The sequence below is a fragment of the Umezawaea tangerina genome (assembly GCF_003002815.1).
Classification (GTDB): Bacteria; Actinomycetota; Actinomycetes; order Mycobacteriales; family Pseudonocardiaceae; genus Umezawaea; species Umezawaea tangerina.
In genome coordinates this window covers 389,975-410,031 of record NZ_PVTF01000010.1, presented here as the reverse complement: position 1 = coordinate 410,031, position 20,057 = coordinate 389,975, and the positions used below count along the sequence as shown (strand labels likewise).

At 73.2% G+C, this 20,057-nt stretch carries 20 protein-coding genes; 10 read left to right on the top strand and 10 right to left on the bottom strand.

Translation table 11 applies throughout. The features are described 5' to 3' along the window. A partial coding sequence (locus CLV43_RS32320) for a tetratricopeptide repeat protein (protein WP_146174979.1) occupies nucleotides 1-1,307 on the top strand: 1,307 nt, incomplete at its 5' end. Between the two features lie 63 nt (nucleotides 1,308-1,370). On the opposite strand, the gene CLV43_RS32315 is transcribed toward CLV43_RS32320, so the two are convergent. From CLV43_RS32315 to CLV43_RS32280, 8 genes are all read right to left on the bottom strand, one after another. Further along, nucleotides 1,371-2,384, bottom strand: coding sequence for a hypothetical protein (locus CLV43_RS32315; protein WP_106191906.1), 1,014 nt, complete (start codon nucleotides 2,382-2,384; stop codon nucleotides 1,371-1,373). Between the two features lie 486 nt (nucleotides 2,385-2,870). Continuing rightward, the gene (locus tag CLV43_RS32310; RefSeq protein WP_106191905.1) at nucleotides 2,871-3,677 is read right to left on the bottom strand and encodes a hypothetical protein; all 807 of its coding nucleotides are present in this window, start codon (nucleotides 3,675-3,677) and stop codon (nucleotides 2,871-2,873) included. Further along, nucleotides 3,670-4,455: an ABC transporter permease gene (locus tag CLV43_RS32305; RefSeq protein WP_106191903.1), complete on the bottom strand. Its 786-nt coding sequence runs from the start codon at nucleotides 4,453-4,455 to the stop codon at nucleotides 3,670-3,672. Before CLV43_RS32305 ends, CLV43_RS32310 begins: the two co-directional genes overlap by 8 nt. Beyond that, entirely contained in the window at nucleotides 4,452-5,396 is a 945-nt protein-coding gene (locus tag CLV43_RS32300) for an ABC transporter ATP-binding protein (protein WP_106191902.1), read from the bottom strand. Before CLV43_RS32300 ends, CLV43_RS32305 begins: the two co-directional genes overlap by 4 nt. Nucleotide 5,397: 1 nt before the next feature. After that, a complete protein-coding gene (locus CLV43_RS32295) occupies nucleotides 5,398-6,465 on the bottom strand; it encodes a nucleotidyltransferase family protein (protein ID WP_106191900.1) in 1,068 nt (355 codons plus the stop codon). Then, the gene (locus tag CLV43_RS32290; RefSeq protein ID WP_106191899.1) at nucleotides 6,462-7,091 is read right to left on the bottom strand and encodes a histidine phosphatase family protein; all 630 of its coding nucleotides are present in this window, start codon (nucleotides 7,089-7,091) and stop codon (nucleotides 6,462-6,464) included. The genes CLV43_RS32295 and CLV43_RS32290 overlap by 4 nt, the downstream gene beginning before the upstream one ends. Nucleotide 7,092: 1 nt before the next feature. Then, nucleotides 7,093-7,926, bottom strand: a complete 834-nt coding sequence (locus tag CLV43_RS32285; protein ID WP_106191897.1) for a hypothetical protein — start codon at nucleotides 7,924-7,926, stop codon at nucleotides 7,093-7,095. Next, complete coding sequence (locus CLV43_RS32280; RefSeq protein ID WP_170156109.1) at nucleotides 7,923-9,128, bottom strand: M16 family metallopeptidase; 1,206 nt, start codon at nucleotides 9,126-9,128, stop codon at nucleotides 7,923-7,925. Before CLV43_RS32280 ends, CLV43_RS32285 begins: the two co-directional genes overlap by 4 nt. 389 nt (nucleotides 9,129-9,517) lie before the next feature. On the opposite strand from CLV43_RS32280, the gene CLV43_RS32275 reads away from it, so the two are divergent. The 9 genes from CLV43_RS32275 (at nucleotide 9,518) to CLV43_RS32235 (ending at nucleotide 18,319) form a co-directional block, all read left to right on the top strand. Continuing rightward, nucleotides 9,518-10,354, top strand: coding sequence for a class I SAM-dependent methyltransferase (locus CLV43_RS32275; RefSeq protein WP_170156108.1), 837 nt, complete (start codon nucleotides 9,518-9,520; stop codon nucleotides 10,352-10,354). Beyond that, nucleotides 10,351-10,851, top strand: a complete 501-nt coding sequence (locus tag CLV43_RS32270) for an NUDIX hydrolase (protein WP_106191893.1) — start codon at nucleotides 10,351-10,353, stop codon at nucleotides 10,849-10,851. Before CLV43_RS32275 ends, CLV43_RS32270 begins: the two co-directional genes overlap by 4 nt. Beyond that, nucleotides 10,838-11,881 carry a phosphotransferase enzyme family protein gene (locus CLV43_RS32265; protein WP_106191891.1) on the top strand — a complete coding sequence of 348 codons (1,044 nt, stop codon included), beginning with the start codon at nucleotides 10,838-10,840 and terminating at the stop codon, nucleotides 11,879-11,881. The genes CLV43_RS32270 and CLV43_RS32265 overlap by 14 nt, the downstream gene beginning before the upstream one ends. Beyond that, nucleotides 11,878-12,663 carry a P-loop NTPase gene (locus CLV43_RS32260; protein WP_106191889.1) on the top strand — a complete coding sequence of 262 codons (786 nt, stop codon included), beginning with the start codon at nucleotides 11,878-11,880 and terminating at the stop codon, nucleotides 12,661-12,663. The genes CLV43_RS32265 and CLV43_RS32260 overlap by 4 nt, the downstream gene beginning before the upstream one ends. A gap of 43 nt (nucleotides 12,664-12,706) precedes the next feature. Further along, the gene (locus CLV43_RS32255) at nucleotides 12,707-13,723 is read left to right on the top strand and encodes an asparagine synthetase A (protein ID WP_106191888.1); all 1,017 of its coding nucleotides are present in this window, start codon (nucleotides 12,707-12,709) and stop codon (nucleotides 13,721-13,723) included. Continuing rightward, nucleotides 13,714-14,778 (top strand): LD-carboxypeptidase, encoded by a 1,065-nt coding sequence (locus CLV43_RS32250; RefSeq protein ID WP_170156107.1) that lies wholly within the window; start codon nucleotides 13,714-13,716, stop codon nucleotides 14,776-14,778. Before CLV43_RS32255 ends, CLV43_RS32250 begins: the two co-directional genes overlap by 10 nt. Then, nucleotides 14,775-15,704 (top strand): phosphotransferase, encoded by a 930-nt coding sequence (locus tag CLV43_RS32245; RefSeq protein WP_106191885.1) that lies wholly within the window; start codon nucleotides 14,775-14,777, stop codon nucleotides 15,702-15,704. The genes CLV43_RS32250 and CLV43_RS32245 overlap by 4 nt, the downstream gene beginning before the upstream one ends. Beyond that, nucleotides 15,701-16,780, top strand: coding sequence for a hypothetical protein (locus CLV43_RS32240; protein WP_106191883.1), 1,080 nt, complete (start codon nucleotides 15,701-15,703; stop codon nucleotides 16,778-16,780). The genes CLV43_RS32245 and CLV43_RS32240 overlap by 4 nt, the downstream gene beginning before the upstream one ends. A gap of 174 nt (nucleotides 16,781-16,954) precedes the next feature. Continuing rightward, nucleotides 16,955-18,319: a helix-turn-helix domain-containing protein gene (locus CLV43_RS32235; RefSeq protein ID WP_106191988.1), complete on the top strand. Its 1,365-nt coding sequence runs from the start codon at nucleotides 16,955-16,957 to the stop codon at nucleotides 18,317-18,319. A gap of 124 nt (nucleotides 18,320-18,443) precedes the next feature. Here the strand turns inward: CLV43_RS32235 and CLV43_RS32230 are convergent, their stop codons facing one another. Next, nucleotides 18,444-18,662, bottom strand: coding sequence for a hypothetical protein (locus tag CLV43_RS32230; protein WP_106191882.1), 219 nt, complete (start codon nucleotides 18,660-18,662; stop codon nucleotides 18,444-18,446). A 278-nt stretch (nucleotides 18,663-18,940) separates the two neighbouring features. Beyond that, nucleotides 18,941-19,963: a phosphoenolpyruvate carboxykinase (ATP) gene (locus CLV43_RS32225; RefSeq protein WP_146174978.1), complete on the bottom strand. Its 1,023-nt coding sequence runs from the start codon at nucleotides 19,961-19,963 to the stop codon at nucleotides 18,941-18,943. Nucleotides 19,964-20,057 lie beyond the last annotated feature (94 nt).

The window sequence follows — 20,057 nt, the reverse complement described above, 5'->3', positions numbered from 1 at the left end:
ACCTGTTGCAGCAGCACGAGTTCGGCTACTACACCTTCCACGACCTGGTCCGCAGCTTCGTCCGCCAGATCCTCAAGAACTCCGACCACGCCGACGCGGCAGACGTGCCGAACGCGGTGAAGGGGTTGTTGGACTACCTGGTGCACACCAGCGACCACGTGTGCGACCTGTTGTTCAGCGGTCGTGTCCGACTGCCGACGGGGGTGACCGACCCGCCGCCGATCCCGTCGCAGTTGCGGGACCACAAGAACGCGCGGGTGTGGTTGGCGCGGGAGAGGACGACGTTGGAGGCGGCCGCGGTGCTGGCCCACGAGCGCGGGTTCGACCGGCACGCCGCCCATCTGACCCGCAACGTCGTCTTCCAGCTCGACACCATCGGCCTCTACACCGAGTTCGCCGAGATCACCCAGCTCTCCGTCCTCTCCTCCCGCAGACTCGGCGACCGCGAACTGCTCCACCTGAGCCTGTCCAACTCCGCGGTCGCCAACTGGAAGCTCGGCCGGTTCGAAGCAGGCATCAAAGCCGCCTCCGAGGCACTGGAGATCGCCCGCGACCTCGACGACCGACGCGGTTTCGCCAAGGGCATCGGGATGCTCGGCCTGCTCACCACCCACACCGGCCAGTTCGACGAAGCGCTGCCGATGCTCCAGGAGTCGATCCGCATCAAACGCGAACTCGGGGTCGGGCGGGCCGAGGCCGAGTCCTTGGTCAACCTCAGCTCCCTCTACGAGGAGTGGGGCCGCTACCCCGAGGCCGTGGAAGCCGCGAGCAGGGCGGTCGCGCTGGACAACGAGTTCCACATCCGCGGCCAGCAGATCATCGCCTGCGTCAGCCTCGCCCAGGCACACCTGGGCATGCACGACCACGACAAAGCCGACCACCAGCTCGACGTCGCCAGGGCACTGGTCGAGGAGTTCGGCGCACCCGCCGGCAACGCCGCACTCGTCTTCGCGTTGTCCGCCCTCACCCACTACCGACTCGGCCGCGACGAACTGGCCGACCAGTACGCCGACCTGGCCCTGCGCAACCACCGCGGCCACTGGACCACCACCCGCCAGGTCGAGATCGACAACATCATCGGCCGACTCCGCCGCGCCCAAGGACGACACACCGACGCCCTCACCCACCACCTCACCGCCTACGAGGTCGCCTCCGCCATCGGCTACCGCATCGCCGAAGCCCGCGCACTCGCCGGCCTCAGCGAAGCCGAGAACGCACTCGGACGCACCGAAGCCGCACGCGAACACCTCCGAGAGGCCAACGCGACCTTCGCCGACATGGGTGTGCCGCCCGCGGCCCGCGGCTGACGATCGTCCGTCCACTTCGGACAGAACGACCAAAAGCCCTGTGCGACAGGCGAACCACCGGGATCACTCCGGCAAGACCCGCTCCTCGTCGAGCCGCGCAAGAGCGACCTCCGGCGAGACGCCCTCCGCGAGCACGCACGACCCCGGTCCGTCCACCGGTGAGCCGGGGAGGCGGAAGACCAGCGCCGCCGCGAACCACCGCGGTCTCGGTGCCTGCACCAGCGCTCCCGCCAAGGCGCGGAACAGCTCGGTCTGGACGTCGAACCCGGTGGCGACCTCGATCAGGTCCGAGATCCGGTCGACGCTGAAGCACGCCCGCGAACGCAGGACGCGGGGCTCCGGACCGGTCATCGCCACGCGGGTCAGCGCGGGCCCGAACTCGTGGCCGACCAGGTCGAGCATGCTGGTGACCGTCGCCCTGACCTGGACCGTCCTGAGCTCCGCCAGGCTCGCCGGGTACGCGTACGACAGGACACCGGCCTTCGGGAGGCGCTCGGTGATCCCGACGACCCGGTGCATGCCGTCGACGGTCAGCGTCGAGACGACCACCTCGACGTCCGAGGCGAGCCGCTCGACCGCGAACGGGCCGGAACGCCCCCCGTGCAGCCGCACCCACCCGTCCACGTCGTCCTCGGACCAGACGACCACCTCGCCCAGGTCCGTGTGGATCACCGCCCGCCAGCCCAGGTCGCCGACCACCTTCCGCACCTCGTCGACCGTGGCGAAGGTGCGATCCCCCACCGCCTTGCGCCAGTTCGGGAACAGCTCGCGCCGGAACAGCTCGTCGGCCGCGGCCCCGACCCCCGGCAGGGGCTCGGGCAGGCTGCGGCCCTCGCCGTCGAGCACGTGGGTGACGCGGTCCTCACCGACCAGCCGCCGGACCACCTCCTCGGTCTCGGGACCGCCGCACACGCGGGTCACCCGGTCCTCGGGCAGCGGGTAGTCCTCGGCACGCCGCGCCTCGTCGAGCAGCACGCGGACGTCGAGCCCCGCACGCAAGGCCTTCCGCACCAGCGGTGGCTCCGGGTGGACCAGGAGCAGGCGCGCGGGCGGGAAGACCTCGGCTGTTCGCGTCACGACGCCTCCCCTCGCAGCCGAGTGCCCGCCGGTCGGCTCCCGTGACAACGTGACATCGTGATCCCCACTGTCCAGTCGATGGCCACCCCAACCGGCCCGACCGATGGCGGGGACCACAGGTGATCGCTGTGGGGTCGAGCCGGTCGCCACCGCTTGACGCGACCACCGACGCCGACCTCCCCGAAAGCGGCCGAGCCCGTCGCGAACCGGCGGATCCGACGACGTCGCCGATGATCCTCTTGCCTGCCGCGGACGTCCGCAACGGGTGCCGGTCGCGGCGGGGGTGCCCGCCCCGCTCCCGCACCGTCGCGGAGCGCCCGGTGGCGCGCACCGCACCGCCGTCGACCGGGCGCGACCCCGTCCCGCCGGCGGGACGCGTCGTCGCGCGCCACCCGTCGGCGTCCTCCACGGCCGTCCCGGACGCCACCGGTCTGTACACCGTGGACTCCGGACGGCTCCACAGTCCTCTGTGGACGTCGGTGGATATCAGGCCATCGCGGTGAGACGGCCCGTGCGGACCTGGCGGCGGATCGAGCCGACCACCGCGACGTGCGCGACCACGAGCCAGCCGAGGCCCACCAGGCATTCCGCCCCGAGCCCGAGCAGGACCGCCGTGCTCGTCGGACCGCCGTCGACGGCCGCCCGCACGGCGGGCAGGCCGTTCGTCACCGGGAACAGGTGCAGGACGGCGTGCAGGAAGGGGTTCCGCGGCAGCGCGCTGTTCACGCCGGTCCCCGCCAGCAGCACGATCGTCAGCGCGGTGGTGATGAAGGTGCGGGCCTCCGGCCAACGGATGCTCAGCCCGGAGACCGCGACGGCCATCGCGTAGGTGGAGCAGGCGAGCACCACTTGACCGCACACGACCAGGGGCAGGTTCCCCCGCTGCACGTCGAGGTCGAGGATCACCGACACCAGGCCGAGGGTGACCAGCGACGTGAGGATCCCGTCGAACACCCAGTACAGGCCGCGGGACACGATGACGACGAGCGGGTCGGTCGGTGAGAGCAGCAGCAGGTGCAGCGTGCCCAGCCGCCGTTCCAGCGACGTCGAGGCCACGACGCCCAGCGTTCCCAGGGGTGCCAGGACGAGCGCGTTGCCGATCGCGGCGTAGTGCTCGTCGGCGACCGTGCCGACGAGCCTGCCGAGCATCGCGAAGAAGAGCACCTGGGCGACGAGCCTGGACAGCCAGCCGAGCAGCCACGACCGCCAGGTGAACATCCGCCGGTAGTCCTCGAAGCTGCTGAGCATCCCGATGCGCACCAGGGTGAACCAGGCCGCGGGTGAGTCAGCCATGGAGGGACACCTCTCCTCGTCGGAGGCGCTGCACGACCCGGCGCAGCACCAGGACCCCGACCGCCGCCTGCGCCACCGCCAGCGCGGTCGCCAGCGCCAGGTCCGTCCAGCCGCCCGCCGCGCCCGAGGCCGCGGCCCGCAGCCCCTTCACCGCCCAGGTCAGGAAGAACAGGTCGGACAGCTGCCTGATGCCCTCCGGGAGCTCGGAGTGCGGGAGGACCAGACCGGCCAGCAGGTAGAACGGGTAGGTCAGGGCGTTCTGCAGGGTGCGGGCGCCCCGCACGAGCAGCAGCAGGCCGCTGAGCAGCAGTGCGCTGGCCGCGCAGCCGACCAGGCAGACCAGGACCGCGAGACCGAACTGGACGGGGTCGCGGACGACCAGGCCGGTGCCGTGCACGAGCCAGCCGATGGCGGCGACCTCGGCGATCACCGGTGCGGCGGCCAGGGTCACCGTCAGGATCCGGACGACCAGCGAGGTCAGGTACCCGGTCGGAGCGGTCAGGTTGATCTCCAGCGTGCCGCTGAACCGCTCCTCGTCGATCACGTGGGAGGCGGTGAACATCGCGTGGCCCCACGCCGCCATCACGAAGGCGGTCAGGCCGAGGGTGGTCAGCAGGGTCGCGGAGGGGCGGTGGGCGGCGACCACGCCGAAGAGCACCACGACGTAGAGCGGGTTGACGAGCAGGGGCGCCAGCGATCCGGGTCGGAGCAGCAGCAACCGCGCCTGCGTCCGCACCGACACCACCGCGACCTCGGCCAGTCCGGCTGCGGGGCTCACAACGAGAACTCCCGGTCGGCGATGAGCGTCCGGTAGACGTCGACCAGGCCGGGGCCGTGGGTGCCGATGCCGCGCACCTTCTCCTCGGCCACGGCCGCGAGCACCGCCGCGAGGTCGTCGCGCCCGGTCGTGGTGACCACCAGGTTGCCCGCGCGGTCGACGGTGCACGACCGGACACCCGCGAGCGCCTCCAGACGGGCGGCCGTGGCCGGGGTGGCGTGCGTCGCGGTGATCGTCTGCACGTCGTCGAGGGCGAGCCCGAGCCTGGCCGGGCTGTCGGTGGCCAGGATCCGGCCGCGGTCGATGAAGGCGACCCTGGTGCACAGCTCCTCGGCCTCGGCCATGTCGTGGGTCGCCAGCAGGATGGTCTTGCCCGCCGCCCGCAGGTCGTGGACCCGTTGCCGGAAGCCGATGGCCGCGTTGGGGTCCATGCCGCTGGTGGGCTCGTCCAGGATGAGCACCCGCGGGTCGGCGACCAGCGCCCGGCCGAGGTGGACGCGCTGGAGCATGCCGCGCGAGAACGTCTCGACCGGCTCGTCGGCGCGGGTGGCCAGGCCGAGGTCGGCCAGCAGCAGGTCGATCCGCTCGCGGGCCACCCGTCGCGGGACCCGGCACATCGCGGCCCAGTACTCCAGGTTGCGCCGTGCGGACAGGCGCCCGTAGAGGCCGCGTTCGCCGCCGAGCACCAGGCCGACCGCCGCGCGCACGGCACGCGGTTCGGCCAGCACGTCGTGCCCGACGACGGACACCGTCCCGGAGGTGGGCAGCAGCAGGGTGCTCAGGATGCGCGACAGGGTGGTCTTGCCCGCCCCGTTGGGACCGAGCAGCCCGAAGACCTCGCCCTCCTCGATGCGGAGGTCGACGTCGTCGAGGGCGACGTGGTCGGGCCCGCGTCGTTTGGGGAAGACCCGGCGCAGGGCGCTGATCTCGACGGCCGCCATCTCAGCCCACCGGAGTCGGGGTCGCCGCGGCCCACCGGTCCGCGCTCACCTCACGGGCGGCCTCCACGTCGACCGCGTCCACCTCGACCCCGTCCAGCATCAGGTAGTCGCCGACGGGCGTGTGCACGAGCTCCCCGCCGGGGACGGGCCCGCCCGCCCGGTGGCGCTCCTCGGCACGGGTGAAACCGTTGAGCAGCACTCCGAACCGGACGTTGTCGGCGCTCGCCCAGCGACCGCCCGACCGGCTCGGGCCGTCCACGGCCCCCTCGTCGCGGCGGCGGGCCTGCTCCTCGTCGGCCAGGGCGTCGAGGCGCTCGGGGACGGTGCCGCCGAACATCCGGGTGCCGAACGCGACGAGCTCGCGGATCTCGGGGGCCAGGTGGAAGGCGCGGATCGAGTCCTCCGCCTCCGGCCCGGTCACCAGGTCGGGGTGGGCGGCCAGCAGGACCGCGCAGTCCAGCGCGTGCTTGACGCTGAACGGCCCCTGGCAGCGCTCCTCGGCGACGGCGAACAGCTGCGCCAACGGCGCCGACGACGGGAACCCGACGCGCAGGGGGATGCCCGCCTGGTCGCCCGCGTAGGCGAAGGTGCCGATCTCCACCTCGAAGTCGGAGTCGCAGAGCGGGTCGTCGGACGGCCAGTCCAGGCCGACCAGGCAGTGGTCGACGCCCTCGTGCCGGATCAGCGTGAAGACCGACGGGGTGGCCCCGTAGGCGTCCACCAGGCTCCGGGCGGCCGCCCAGAGCTCCTCCTCCGTCTCGACCACGAGGTCGAGGTCCCTGACCGGCCTCACCAGGTCCGGGGGGTAGAGCCCGGCCAGGACCGGCCCCTTGAGCACGACGGGGTCCGCGACGGCGCGGACGACCGCCAGCACCTCCTCGTACAGGCGGACGCGTTGCCGCTGGCGGTCCAGCAGCATCGCGGTGTGCGGGCCCGCGGCCTGCCCCTGCGCGACGGCGGCGCTGAGCACGAGGGGCGTCATCTGCTGGCCCAGGACGCGGGCCAGCCTGCGGACCGGCTCGTCGGGGTCGAGGTCCGCCGCCGCGTAGAGGTGTTCGAGACCGATCATCGGACCAGGCCTTTCGACGAGAAGTCGGTGAGGGGCATCGCCAGGGAGTCCTCGAGGTGCCACACGTCGTTCACCGCGGCGACCACGGCGTGCCCCTGGTGGAGGCCGATCCGGGTCACGCCGGTGAGGTCGACGCGGAAGAGCGTGCGCGCGGGGCCGCCCAGCAGGGCGCGGAGCACTTCGTTGACGACGCCGCCGTGGGTGACCACCAGCGTCCGGGAACCTTCCGGGCACTCGTGCAGCGCCCGGAGGACCCGGTCGCGGAAGTCGCCGCGGACCTCGCCGCCCGGCCACTCCCGCCAGTCGCCGTCGCGCCAGTGGCGCGCGTACTCCTCGTCGGAGGAGTCGACCCCCTCCAGGGGGCCTTTGAAGTACTCGGCCCAGACGGGGTCCTGCTCGGGGAGCAGGCCGCAGGCGGCGCCGATCCGCTCGGCGGTGGCGCTCGCCCGGAGCAGGTGCGAGCTGCGCAGGCGGTCCCAGCCGAAGGCGGAGAGCCGGGCGGCCAGCGCGTCGGCCTGCTGCCGCCCCTCCTCCGACAGCGGCGGGTCCCAGCGGCCGTCGGCCGACCGGCCGCGGTCGGTCGCGTCGTAGGCCGCGTGGCGCACGAGGCAGATCTCGGTGCGCATGTCAGCCACCCGCTTCCCGGAAGTCCGCCCACGAGTAGTGGTGGGCGACCTGCCAGCCGGTGCGCCGCAGCACCGCCAGCGTCCGCTCGGCGTGCTCCGGGGCGTCGGCGACGTGCACGACGTTCCCGATCAGCGTCATGCCGAGCCGTCCGGCGTGGGCCACGGCCGCGGCCACCAGCCGCCGCGAGGCCTCGCGGTCGTCCTGGGGGCGGACCAGGACGTCCAGCAGCTCGACGTACTCCGCGCCGGTGGGGTCGTCGGTGGCGCCGGTCAGCAGCGTGACGTGCCCGACGACGCGGGAGTCGCGTTCGGCGACGTAGGTGACGCGCGCGGGGTCGTCCAGGACCGAGGCGACGGCGGCGGTGACGGCGGCCGGGTCGGGCCGGTGGCCGTGCTGGCGGGTGGCGCGGTCGAAGGCCTCGTCGATCATGTCGGCGACCGCGTCCCGGTCGCCGGGCTCCTCGGCCCTGACCAGCGGGGAGCCGTCCGGCCCGCCGGGAGCGGGCGGGTCGGCGGCCGACCGCGGCTCCGGCGGGCGCACCAGGTAGGTCACGTGGGGGACGAACGGCGGCCCGAGCGGGGCGACGCTGCGCACCAGCGCCTCCTGGCAATCGGGCAGGCGTTCGCGCAGGAGGTCGAGCAGGGCGACGGGGTCGGGCGCCGGATCGGGTTCGGTCGGGTCGTCGTGCCCCGCCCTGGCGACGTGCTCCACCAGGCACTGCTTGCGCCCGGTCAACGGGTCCTGGGCCAGGTCGGCGACGACGACGAACCGGTCCGTGCGGTGCAGCAGGCCCGCTTCCGCCGCGGCGGTGAGGTACTCCCGGCTGGTGTTCACGCCCGCACCGTCACCGTCAGCGAGTCGGCGACGTGCGCCGCGGCGGCCCGCACCTGGTCGGGCGTGACGCGCCGCAGCGCGTCCCGCTCGGCCTCCGGGGACCACGGGTGGGCTCCGACGTCGCCGCGCACGGCGATGTCGACGGCCAGCTGCCAGGGGTCCTCGGCGTCGCGCTGGCACTGCCCCGCGGACTGCCGCACGGCGATGTCGTGCTCGGCGGCCGTCGGACCGCTGGTCGCGATCCGGTGCAGCAGGCCCTCCACGATGCCGACGGCCTTCGGGGCGTTGCCGGTCTCGACGCCCATCAGCACGCGCCAGGCACCGGCGTCGGAGTAGTGCGACGACCAGGCCTGGAAGGTGTACGCGAGCCCGGCGACGTCGCGCAGCTCGCGGTAGAGCGAGGACGCGGGGCTGGCGCCGAGCAGGGTGCCGAGCACGGCGTACGCGGCCTGGTCCGGGTGCTGCGCGGGGACCGCCCGACCGCCCACGACGACCCAGGCGAAGTCCTCGTCCTGCGGCCACCGCGTGCCGTCGGGGGCGGTGGAAAGGGGTGCCGGTGGGCTCGGGGTGCGCGGTGCGCCCGCGCAGACCAGGGCGCTGTCGGGGAGCGCGTCGCGGACGCGGTCCGGTTCGGCGCCGCCGACCATGATCACGCGGTGCCTCGGCAGACCGGCGGCCCGCTCGGCCTCCGCGTCCGCCAGGCCGAAGCGCCCGATGTCGTCGAGGTCGCCCGCCACGGGCAGGCCCAGGGGGTGGCCGCCGAACAGGTCGGCGAGGAAGGCGTCCTGCACCACGTCGCTGGCGTCGGCCCGTGCGGTGGCTATCTCCTGGACGACGACGCTCTTCTCGCGGGCGAGGTCGGCCTCGGTGACCAGCGGGTGCTCGACGGCGTCCCAGAGCGCCGCGGCGATCCGCGGCGCGTCGTCGTTGTCGACGCGGGCGTAGTACAGGGTCAGCTCGTTGCCGGAACTGGCGTTGGCCGTGCCGCCGCGTTCCTCCACGAGGTCCGTGAGCGCTGCCCCGCCGCCGCGCGCCGACATGACCAGGTGCTCGAACAGGTGCGCCGCGCCCGCCTTGCCGGGCAGGTCGTCCCGGCTTCCCCTGCCGAGCGCCACGCACAACGTGGTGGTCCGCAGCCACGGGCGGTGCTCCGCGAGGAACGCGTCGGCAGTCGTCGCACCCCTTCCCGGTGTGCGGTCCAAGGAAATCACCTCTCCACGTTGTCGTGACCGGTGCGTTGACCGGGTTGCGCGGCGGACCCGTGTCCGGCGCGCAACCCGGTCCGGCCGCACTTAGGCAGCCTTCTTCACGACGAGCTTGTTGATGCGCGGACGAAGTCCGGTCGAGTGGTTGCGGGTCATGGCTGGCCTCCTTTCGCGATGAGGAGAGGTGGGGATCGAGAAGCCCGCCTCCGGGGTGGTGCTCCCGGTCCGGCGCCGCTCTCGATGTCACCAAGCTAACCACGTTCATGACTCTAGTCAAGATCCTGAGTCATAGAGTTTTACAGATTGAGCGACTTGCCTTGACTAGCGACTTGACTACAGTCACGATTGTGTCGTCGAACCCATCCACCCAGAGATCGGGGCTCCCCTTGTCCACCGAAATCATTTCCTACTTCCACAAGAAGGCAGACCGGTACGACGAGGTGGACCAGCAGGTCTACTGGCGGCTGTCGGACGAGCTGCTGTGGGACACCCTCACCACGACCTGCCTCGACCGCCTCCCGCCGGACTTCACGTTCCTGGACGCGGGCGGCGGCACCGGCCGCTGGACCCAGCGCGTGCTGGACGCCTACCCGCGCTCCCGCGGCGTCCTGGTCGACCTGTCCCCCGACATGCTCGCGGTCGCCGAGACCAAGCGGACGGGCGACCGGGCCGACCGCCTCGACCTGGTCCAGGGCGACCTCGGCGACCTCCCCGCGCAGGTCCGCGACCGCAGGTTCGACGTCATCTGGAACTTCCACAACGTCATCGGGTTCGTGCCCGACCCCGGCGCCGTCATCGCCTCGCTGGCCGACCTGCTCACCGACACCGGCACCCTGGTGACGCTGGCCCCCAACCGCTACCACGCGGTCTACTTCAACCTGGCGATCGGCAGGCTGGAGGCCGCGCGCGAGGCGGCCACCACCGGCGTGTCCACGTTCACCGACGACATGCCGCCGCTGCGGCTGTTCAGCCCGGACGAGATCACCGAGCTCTACGCGGCGGCGGGCTGCCGGGTCGACCTGCTCACCGGCTTCCCGAGCGCGGTCTACCCCTCGCGCCAGGAGACGCAGCTGGACGGGTCCAGCCCCGCCGTGGTCGACCTGCTGGGCGACCCGGCGATCTTCGCGGACGTCCTGGCGATCGAGAAGCAGCTCGCGCTGGAGCCCGACCTCGCCGCGCGCGGCAACAACATCTTCGTCGCCGGACGCCGGAACCCCGCATGAGCACGGCGGACCCGCTGCACATCTGCAACGTCGAGGTCGCGCTGTGGCGCGGCGAGCGGTGGCTGCTGATCCGCCGCGGCGGCGGGGAGCGCCACTCCGCGGGACAGCTGGCCCTGGTCGGCGGCAAGGTCGAGCACGACGAGGCTCCGGGCGCCGTCCTGGAGAACGCGCTGCGCCGCGAGACCGCCGAGGAGGTCGGCCTGGAACCGGGCGGCACCCCGCACTACGTGACCAGCGCGCACTTCACCCTCGCCGACGGCACCAGCGTGGTCAACGTCGTGTTCTGCGCGCCCGCCCCGGACACCGAGCCGGTCGTCCAGGACGAGTGCGAGGTCGCGGGCACCACCTGGCTCACGGCCGCGGAGGTCGCGGCCTCCGACGCTCCCGAGTGGACGAAGCAGTACGTGGCCGAGGCCGAGCGGATCCGACGGCTGGTCACGTCCGGGAGCCGGGAGGCACCCGTCGCACCGGAAGGAGCGGTCCATGCCCGTGCGTGAGAAGCCGGTGTCCAAGGACTTCCTCAACCTCGACGACCGGGTGCTGGGGATCGTCGTCGACCGGTACGGCCTGCCCGACGCCGACTGCTTCCTGCCGATCCTCCTCGACGGCGACCGCTGCACCCTGCTGGACGTCCGCTCGGACACCAGCAAGAAGGCCGTGCTGGAGGCGGGTGACAAGCGGTACTTCCTCAAGCAGGTCCCCTGGTACTGCGACGAACCGCGGCAGATCGCCGCGTCCACCGGCATCCAGGAGGGACTGCGAAAGGCCGGTGTGCCGGTCGCCCGCCTGGTGCCCACCCGCGACGGCGACCTGTGGACCTCCTTCTCCGACGAGTCCTTCGTCCTCTTCGAGCACGTCGACGGGCTGCGCTACCGGGCGGACCCGGACCAGGACCGGTCCGCCGCACGGGTGCTCGCCCGGCTGCACGCCGCCGGGGTGAGCGCGGAGCAGGCCCTCGGCGAGGACGTGTTCACGCTGGCCGCCGACCACATCGCGTTGCTGGACAAGGTCCTCCCGGACACCGCCGACACGACGGCGGTCTTCGAGGAGCTCCTCGCGTCGGTGCGGCGGCGGGCCCTCGACGCCGGGTTCGGCGCGCTGCCCACCACGGCGGTGCACGGCGACTTCAACCCGTGGAACCTGCTGTTCACCGCGGACCGCCGGGTCGCCGCGGTGGTGGACTTCGACAACTGCGACGTCCAGTCGCGGCTGCACGACGTCGCGGAGGCGCTGCTGACGTTCTGCGTCCTGGGCTACGCCGAGGACTCCACCACCTTCGCGGCCGTGCAGCCCGTGGAGGTCGACCGGGCCGCCGTGCGGAGGTTCCTCGACGCCTACGAGGAGGTCCTGCCGCTCACCCCTGTCGAGCGGGAGTGCCTGCCGTTCGCGCTGGGGGCGGTCTGGATCGAGCTGACCTGCCTCGGCCTGCTGCGCCACGACTTCGACACCTCCCCCGCGTACCTGGACACCTGCGTGCGGACCTTCTCCGTGCTCACCGAGGACCTCCGGATCGGGGTGGGGCGATGAGCGCGCTGCTCCCCGGAGTCCGGGTCGTCATGGTGTGCGGCGGCAAGGGCGGCGTGGGCAAGTCCACCGTGGCGGCCAACCTCGCCACCGCGCTGGCCGCCCGCGGCACCCGCACCGGGCTGCTCGACGCGGACCTGCACGGGCCGAGCCTGCCCGTGCTGTTCGGGGTCCGGGAACGGCCCACCGTCCGGGACGGGCGCATCCGACCGGTGGTGCGCGAGGGCGTGCGGCTCATGTCCACCGGGCTGCTCGCCGACGCCTCCCGCGCACTGGCCTGGAAGGGCCCGGTGCTGCGCGGCGCGCTCCGCCAGATGGTGCGCGACGTGGACTGGGGGGACGTCGAGACCCTGGTCGTCGACACCCCGCCCGGCACCAGCGAGATCCACATGGCGCTGGCCGGGCTGCTGGACATCTCGGCGGCCGTCGTCGTGACCACACCGCAGAGGATGGCGCTGGAGGACACGCGCCGCTGCGTCGCGATGCTCACCCGGCTCGGCGTCGCCATCCCCGCCGTGGTCGAGAACATGGCCTACTTCCCGTGCCCGTGCTGCGGCGCGCGCACCGAACCGTTCCCCGACTCCGGTCTGGTCGGCGCCCTGCTGGCCGAGACCGGCGGCGCGGGCACGCGCCTGGTCGAGCTGCCGCTGCTGCCCGCGGTGGCGGCCGGAGCCGAGCAGGGCACCCCATTCGCGCAGCACGCCGGTGGCGACAGCTCCGCGGCAGGAGCGGCGTTCGCGTCGCTGCTGGACGCGCTGGACGACTCCCTGCACCCCGTGCCCTGAGCGCGCCGCACCCACCCCCCGTCCCCAGGAAGGCAGTGTTGTCATGAGCACCACCACAGACCCGCTCCCGTTCGCCGCCACGGCTCGCGTCGTGAACGACCTCGAGGCCACGCTGGACAGCCCCTGGTTCCGGCTCATCACCCGGATCAACGCCGAGCTGGTCCACGCCAGCGGGGACTTCTACCGGGCCCGCGACATCTCCCCGGTGCTGATGCCGATCACCGTCAACTCCGTCTCCAGCCCCATGGGCCTGGGCAGCGACAGCCTGCCCGTGCGGATCGACCTGTTCGGCGACCCGACCTACCTGGCCGACTCCATGCAGTTCCAGCTGGAGTTCATGCTGCGCATGGGGCTGCCGGGCGCGTACTACATCATGCCGACGTTCCGCGGCGAGGACCCCGACAGCAGCCACCTCAACCAGTTCTTCCACTCCGAGGCCGAGATCGCGGGCGGCCTGGACGACGTCATGCGCCTGGTCGAGGGCTACGTCACCGCGCTGTGCTCGCGGCTGCTCGACTCCCCGGTCGCGGACGACATCGCCGACGTCGCGGGCGGCCTGGACCACGTGGTCGACCTCGCGGGCCGCACCCGGTTCCCCGAGGTGACCTTCGACGAGGCGTGCGCGCTGGTGGACCCGGAGCACGTGGAGGACCGCGGCTCCGGCGTGCGGACCATCACCAGGGCGGGCGAGCTCCAGCTGATCGAGCGGTTCGGCGGCGTCGTGTGGCTCACCCGGATGCCCGAGAACGCGGTGCCGTTCTACCAGGCGGGCGGCGGCGACGGCACGGCCCTGTGCGCCGACCTGCTCCTCGGCCTGGGCGAGGTGGCGGGCTGCGGTGAGCGGCACACGACCCGCGCCGACACCGAGCGGGCGATCGTCGGGCACGACGTGGACCCCGCGGACTACGAGTGGTACCTGCGGATGAAGGAGCTGGCACCGCTGCGCAGCGCGGGCTTCGGCCTCGGCCTCGAGCGGTTCCTGGCGTGGGTGCTGCGCCACCACGACATCCGCGACATGCACCTCATGCCGCGGCTCAAGGGCGTGCCGACGTGGATGTGACCGCCCGGCCCCGTCGTGACGTCGTGACGCCGCCCCGGCTGCGCACGGGCGACGAGGTCGCGCTGCTCTCCCTGTCCGGCCCGCTGGCGGCCCGCTGCCCGCGCAGGCTGGCCCGCGCGGAACGCGAGCTGGGCCGCCGGGGGCTGATCCCGCGCACGGACCCGACCGCCCTGCTGGACACCGGGAGCACCGCGGGCCCCGCGGAGGTGCGGGCCGCGCACCTCACCGCCGCGATCCTGGACCCCGCGGTGCGGGCGGTGGTCTCCACCGTGGGCGGCGTCGGGACCAGGGACCTCCTGCCGCACCTCGACCCGGCCGCGCTCGCGGGCTCGCCCACGTCGGTGGTCGGCTACAGCGACACGACCTCGTTGCTGCTGTGGCTCTACCACCGCCTCGGCTGGACGACCTACTACGGACCGGCCGTGCTGCCCCAGTTCGGCGAGCACGGCGGCACGGCCGACTTCACCTGGAGGTCCTTCTGGGAGCAGCTGTCCGGCCCCGGCGGTGGCGGCGTGCTGCCGTCCACCGACGACATCGTGGTGGAGACGCTGTTCTGGGACACCCAGGACGACCGGCCGCGCGCGGTCGGCAAGGCCATCCGCGCCGTGTGGTCCCCCGGCCTGGCCACCGGCCCGCTCGTGGCCGCGAACATCGCGACCCTCGCCGACGACCTGCGGGCGGGCCTGCACGCGGGCATCGGGTGGGACGGCCACGTGGTCTGCCTGGAGGAGTCCGACTCCGCCTCGGAGACCGACCTGCGCGACGCGGTGGAGGTCCTGGCGGACAGCGGTCTGCTCGACGGCGCCGCGGCGCTGCTCGTCGGCCGCTTCGCCCAGGACCACCGGCACGAGTGGCCGCCGGGGCTGGGCCGCCGCCTGCTGGAACCGTTGGCGCGGCGGGTCTCGGGCCCGGTGGTGGCCGACTGCGAGTTCGGGCACACCGACCCCGTGCTGACCCTGCCGATCGGCGCCGTGGCGGAGGTCAGCGCGCCCGTGCCGGGTCGGGGCAGGCCGGAGTTCTCCTTGGTGTCCAGCCGGAGCAGGAGGTCGGGATGACACCGCCCACCAGGCTCACCAGCTGGGTCGGCAAGCGGCTGGGCACGACCGCGGACCCGGTCCTGGTCTCCACGTCCAACAGCCGGGTGTGGCGGGTGCGCGCCGAGGACGGACGCCGCTACGCGGTGAAGCACCTGCTCGACGGCTCCAGCCAGCCTGCCGCCGAACGCGCGGTCCGGCGGATCCTGGCCGAGCGCGGGAACCGCCGGGTGCGGCCGGTGCTCGACCTGCTGCGCAACTCCGACGGCACGCACTACGTGCTGGCCGAGTACGTCGAAGGGCGCGTGCTGGCCGACGTCCTCGGCGCGGCGGAGCCGGTCGCGGGATGGGCCGAGCAGTTCGCCGACCTGCTGGACGAGGTCGCCGCGGTCCCGGTGGCCGGCTTCGGCAAGCTCTCCGGGGACCTGCGGGCACCGTGGCCGACCTGGTCGTCGTTCCTGGCGGACTACCTCGCGGAACAGCGCCGCAAGGCACCCGGCCTGGCCATCTCCCGCCACACCGGGCTGGAGGCCGTCCTGGCGGAGGCCGCGCCGCTGCTGGACGCCCTCGTGCCCACGCCGCGGCTGGTGGCCGCGGACGTCAACAACCGCAACTTCGTCATCGGCCCCGACGGGCTGGTGAACGTCAACCTCCCGGTGCTCTGGGGAGGTGACCCCACCGCCGCCTACGGGCAGTCCCTGCTGCACTGGGCGGGCTCCGACGGCGAGGCGGTGCTGGCCCGGCGCAGCGGCGCGCCCTGGTGGCTCCTGCACCTGTACGCGGCCTTCCACGCCTACGTGGTCCTCGCGTACGCCGAGCGCTTCGCCCCCGAGCCGCTGCACGCGGTGGTGCCCTGGGGCCGCACGACCCCGCTGCTCGAACTCTTCGACCGGCACCTGGCAGCGGTCGACCTGCCGCACGCGTCAGCGAAGGACATGGCGTCATGACGATCCTCTTCTCGGCCCCGAGCACCCACGTCGTCTCCACGTCGAGCGGTCGGCACCACGTGGACGTGACGTGCGACGAGGCGACCCTCGCCGACCTCCTGCGGCTCGCGGAGCCGTTCTTCACCACCCGTCCCGCAGACAGCGGTGAGCACCGGCCGCGGCCGGGCGTGCTCGCCCTCGCCGAGCCCCCGGACGGTCCTGGCTGGACGCGGGTCGCCTACACCTCCCCCTACGAGCCGGACCGGGTGCTGTGGGCCCACCGGGCCAGCCGAACCATCGCCGTGTGCGGCGAGCCCTCCCCGTGGCGGACCCAGCAGCTCCTGCGCTGCGTCCGCAACCTGCTGCGCTGGGAGCACTTCGCCGACGGCGAGCTGTTCCTGCACGGCGGGCTCGTCCACGCCGGGGGCCGCGGCATCGCCTTCGTCGGCGGCAAGAGGTCGGGCAAGACGTCGAGCATCATGAGCGCGCTGCTCCACGCCGGCGCGGACTTCGTCTCCAACGACGACCTGGTCGTCACCGACGACGACGGCCGGGGACTGCGCGGGCTCGGCTTCCCGCGCAGCGTCAACGTGCGCACCGACTCCCTGCTCGCGCTGGCACGGCGGTGGCCCGCGCTGCGCGGCCTGCTGGGCAGCGCCACCCACCCGGCGAACAGCTTCCCCGGACTGCACCGCGCGCACGAGCGCCAGGTCCACGTCGGGCAGGAGGACACCGTCGCCCCCATGGTCTGGGTGCGCTGCCAGGAGCTCGCCGAGGTCACCGGCGGGCGGCTGCTGGCCTCGGGCGGACTGGACGCGGTCGTCTTCCCGGCCTTCAGCTCCTCAATCACCGCCCCGGTGGTCCGGCGGCTGTCCCCCGAGGAGGCCGCGGAGGCCCTCGCCGCCAACTCCGAGCCCGCCGCCCTGTCCTACGACCCGTTCCTCGCCGACTGGTACCCCGACACCCGGCTCGACCGCCGGGCCGGGATCACCGCCGAGCTGATCCGCTCCGTCCCCTGCTACCGGCTGACCCAGGACATGCACCACCTCGGGGAGGCCACCGCCGCACTCCTGGACGCCGTGGCGGACCAAGGTTGACCGACTTGTCAGCGACGGTGTCATCACACCAGTCAAGTCCAGAGTTGACAGTGGGAGAACTCCAGTCACAATTGGTGGAGCGGGGAGTCGACCCTCCTCGCTCACGATTGCCCTGGACGCAGCGGAAGAGTCGGCGTGCCCGTGTCCGGTGGCCCGAACACGGAGGTGCGCCCCATGTCGACAACCGAGTCGGTCGGCTCCCGGATCCGGCGCCTGCGCCGAGCCGCGGGGCTGTCCCAGGAGGCGCTGGCCCAGCCGGACCTCTCCGCCAGCTACATCTCGCTGCTGGAGGCGGGCAAGCGCCTGCCGTCCGGGGAAGTGCTCGCCCAGCTGGCCGAACGGCTCGGCTGCACACCCGCGTACCTGGTCGACGGTGTCGACAAGCCGGACACGGGAGCGCTCGAGGTCGAGCTCCGCTACGCCGAGCTGACCCTGCGCAACGGTGACGCCGCCACGGCGTTGACCGGCTTCGAACAGGTGCTGGAGAAGCTGTCGCCGACCGAGCACCGGTCCCTGTGGATCTCCGCGAGCCTGGGGGTCGCCCAGTGCCACGAGCACGAGGGTCGGCTGGAAGAGGCCACGACCCGGCTGGAGGAGCTGCGGCGGCGGACGCTCACCGCGGAGCCGGAACTCCCCCAGCGCCTGGCGCTGGTGATGTCGCTGTGCCGCTGCTACCGCGAACTGGGCGACCTCTCGCACGCGATCGAGGTCGCCGAGGGCACCGTCGCCGAGATCGAGGCGCTGGACCTGCCGCCGACCACCGCGTCCGTCGAGCTGCTCTCCACCCTGATCGGCATCTACGCCGAGCGCGGCGACCTGAACCGGGCCGGGTACCTGGCCTCGCGGGCGGTCGACCAGGCACAGCTCATCAGCGACCGCAAGGCGCTGGGCGCCGCGTACTGGAACGCCAGTGTGGTCCTGCACCGCCAGGGCCGGTCGGGCGAGGCGCTGTCGCTGATCACCAAGGCGGTGGCGATCTACTCCGAGGGCGACGACGAGCGCGCCCTGGCCCGCATCCGCAACGCCTACGCGGCCGTCCTGCTCCAGTCCGACCCGGACGACGCCCAGACGGCGACGGCGAGATCACTGCTGGAGCAGAGCGTCAGCGTGCTGACCGAGCTGGGCAGCACCACCGACGTCGCGCACGCCGAGACCGCGCTCGCCCGCGCGAACGTGATGCTGGGCGACAGCGAGGACGCCGTCCTGCACGCCGAACGGGCGTTGGAGGTCCTCGGCACGGAGCACCGCCTGGAGAGCGCTCGGGCGCACCTCGTGCTGGCGGCCGCCCACCTGCGCCGCGGCGACCGCGAGCGCGCCCAGGCCGCGTGCGAGCGCGCCGCACTGCTGCTCGAGGCCTCCGAGGCCACCCGGCAGGCGGCGTTCGCCTGGTCGGAGCTGGCCGAGGTGCTGGAGGAGAACGGGGAGAGCGAGCGCGCCGTGCGGGCCTACCGGGAGAGCATGCGGCTCATGGGACACCGGAGCCGCCTCACCGGCGGGGCGCACCGCTCGTCCACCACGGGCGGTGCGCCCCGGTGGTGAGGCGCACCGCCGTGCCGTCCTGAGGTTCGTCGGCTTCGTCCACCCGACATCCGCGCACCCGGCTCCCCCTCGCCGACGGTCGATCCCGGCCTGTCGCCGCGAGCCGCCTGCCGTCAGGAGGACCTCAGCAGCACAGCGGTACCTCCCTGGTGCCCGTCGTCCCTGCTTCGACGAAGGTCATCCCCGTCATCCCGCCACCGGACAGGTCCGCCACGGCGTCGGCGGCGCGACCACCGACCCCCGCGGCGACCGCGAGCAGGAGGGTGAACACCACCGCCCTGCTGAGGTCGGACTTGCGGGCCGTCGACGTCGACCGGAGCGCGGTCTGCCCTGCACACGTCATGGAATGGATCCTCTCGAGTCCCGAACCGAGGTGGACCGGCTGTCGCCGAGGCCACGTGACCGGGCCCGGCCTCCGCGCGGCCCACCGGCGACCAGTCGCCGCCTCGAACGACGATGTCTCCCGCTGTTCCCCACCTGTTCCCCCGTGGTTCCTCCGCGGGACCGCTCCCGCGACAGCGGCGCCCCCGGCTCCAGGCGGACAAGGCGGAACAGGGGCGACCGCTTCCCGGTCGGCCCCCGAGGCGCCCTCCACCGTCCCCCGGCTGTTCCCGCGCAGGCTCACCCGGCCTGCCGCAGGCAGGTCGTGAGCCTGCCGACCTCCTTGTACGCGTTCGAGAACGGGTACCGGAACCGGTAGGTGGGCAACCGGGTCGCCATCGCGCGGGTGGCGTCCACGACCTCCGGGTCCCGCGCGTAGCCGAAGAGGTTCAGGTTCTTGTTGGGCGCGTCCAGCTGGTGGGCGGCGAAGGCGGCGTCCCGTTCACCGGGCGGCACGACCTCGAAGCCGCCTCCGGAGTCGTCGCAGAGGCTCAGGTACACGACCGCGTCCACGGTCGCGGACCGGCGGATCCCGGTGCCGACGACCTCCGTGTACTCCCACGGGTAGAGCAGCGCCGTCCCGTGCTCCTCGACACCGGACTCCTTGAGGCTCAACAGGGTCCGGTTGGCCGGGTGGGTCAGCCCGGCCCGGATCGCGTCGGACCGCTCCGCGCCGAACAGCAGCCGCATGGTGTCCAGCCGCATCGAGATCGACCGGGGCCACCCGTGCCCCACCAGGCCGCCCGTCTCCGGGGCGCTCACCAGCCCGACGTCGTCGTTGGACACCATCACGCCCGCGCCGCTGAGCCCGCTCGCCGTGATGAACGACGTCTTGCCCGAACAGCTGCCGCCGACCAGGAGCACGCCCATCCCGTCGAGGTCGACGAGTCCGGCGTGCAGGAACACCACTCCCCGCCTGCTCGCGGCGCAGCGGTGCGCGGACCTGGTGGCGCGCAGCAGGGCCTGGGTCGCCCAGGCCTCGTCCCAGGGCGCGAGGTGGTGGAGGGTCCGCTTCGCGTGGTCGACCGCGTACCCGACCGCGTCCTCGCCCGGCATCCGCACGGACTCCGGTGTCGCGCCCGCGGGGGGCTCCTCACCGGACACCACCTGCCACTCCCCGTCCGCGACACGCCCCTCGGTCAAGCTCAGGTACGGGGTCAGCAGGCTCTCCACGCGTTCGGCGACGGCGGGTGGGCACCGCAGTCCCGTCTCGGCGAAACGCGAGCGAACCGTGTAGTCGACAGGTGTTCCGTTCGAGGCCAATCGTCTTCCCTCCAACGTTCGCAAAGGCCACCGGGCGAATGCCGCCCGACGCGACCGTCCGGCCGGGATCCGGGCTCGGAAAACCGTCCGACCG

Excerpts from the sequence above, each read along its gene's own strand:
- CLV43_RS32310 (WP_106191905.1), bottom strand. The coding sequence starts at position 3,677 with ATGGCTGACTCACCCGCGGCCTGGTTCACCCTGGTGCGCATCGGGATG.
- CLV43_RS32300 (WP_106191902.1), bottom strand. The coding sequence starts at position 5,396 with ATGGCGGCCGTCGAGATCAGCGCCCTGCGCCGGGTCTTCCCCAAACGA.
- CLV43_RS32295 (WP_106191900.1), bottom strand. The coding sequence starts at position 6,465 with ATGATCGGTCTCGAACACCTCTACGCGGCGGCGGACCTCGACCCCGAC.
- CLV43_RS32290 (WP_106191899.1), bottom strand. The coding sequence starts at position 7,091 with ATGCGCACCGAGATCTGCCTCGTGCGCCACGCGGCCTACGACGCGACC.
- CLV43_RS32270 (WP_106191893.1), top strand. The coding sequence starts at position 10,351 with ATGAGCACGGCGGACCCGCTGCACATCTGCAACGTCGAGGTCGCGCTG.
- CLV43_RS32265 (WP_106191891.1), top strand. The coding sequence starts at position 10,838 with ATGCCCGTGCGTGAGAAGCCGGTGTCCAAGGACTTCCTCAACCTCGAC.
- CLV43_RS32260 (WP_106191889.1), top strand. The coding sequence starts at position 11,878 with ATGAGCGCGCTGCTCCCCGGAGTCCGGGTCGTCATGGTGTGCGGCGGC.
- CLV43_RS32255 (WP_106191888.1), top strand. The coding sequence starts at position 12,707 with ATGAGCACCACCACAGACCCGCTCCCGTTCGCCGCCACGGCTCGCGTC.
- CLV43_RS32245 (WP_106191885.1), top strand. The coding sequence starts at position 14,775 with ATGACACCGCCCACCAGGCTCACCAGCTGGGTCGGCAAGCGGCTGGGC.
- CLV43_RS32240 (WP_106191883.1), top strand. The coding sequence starts at position 15,701 with ATGACGATCCTCTTCTCGGCCCCGAGCACCCACGTCGTCTCCACGTCG.
- CLV43_RS32235 (WP_106191988.1), top strand. The coding sequence starts at position 16,955 with ATGTCGACAACCGAGTCGGTCGGCTCCCGGATCCGGCGCCTGCGCCGA.
- CLV43_RS32230 (WP_106191882.1), bottom strand. The coding sequence starts at position 18,662 with ATGACGTGTGCAGGGCAGACCGCGCTCCGGTCGACGTCGACGGCCCGC.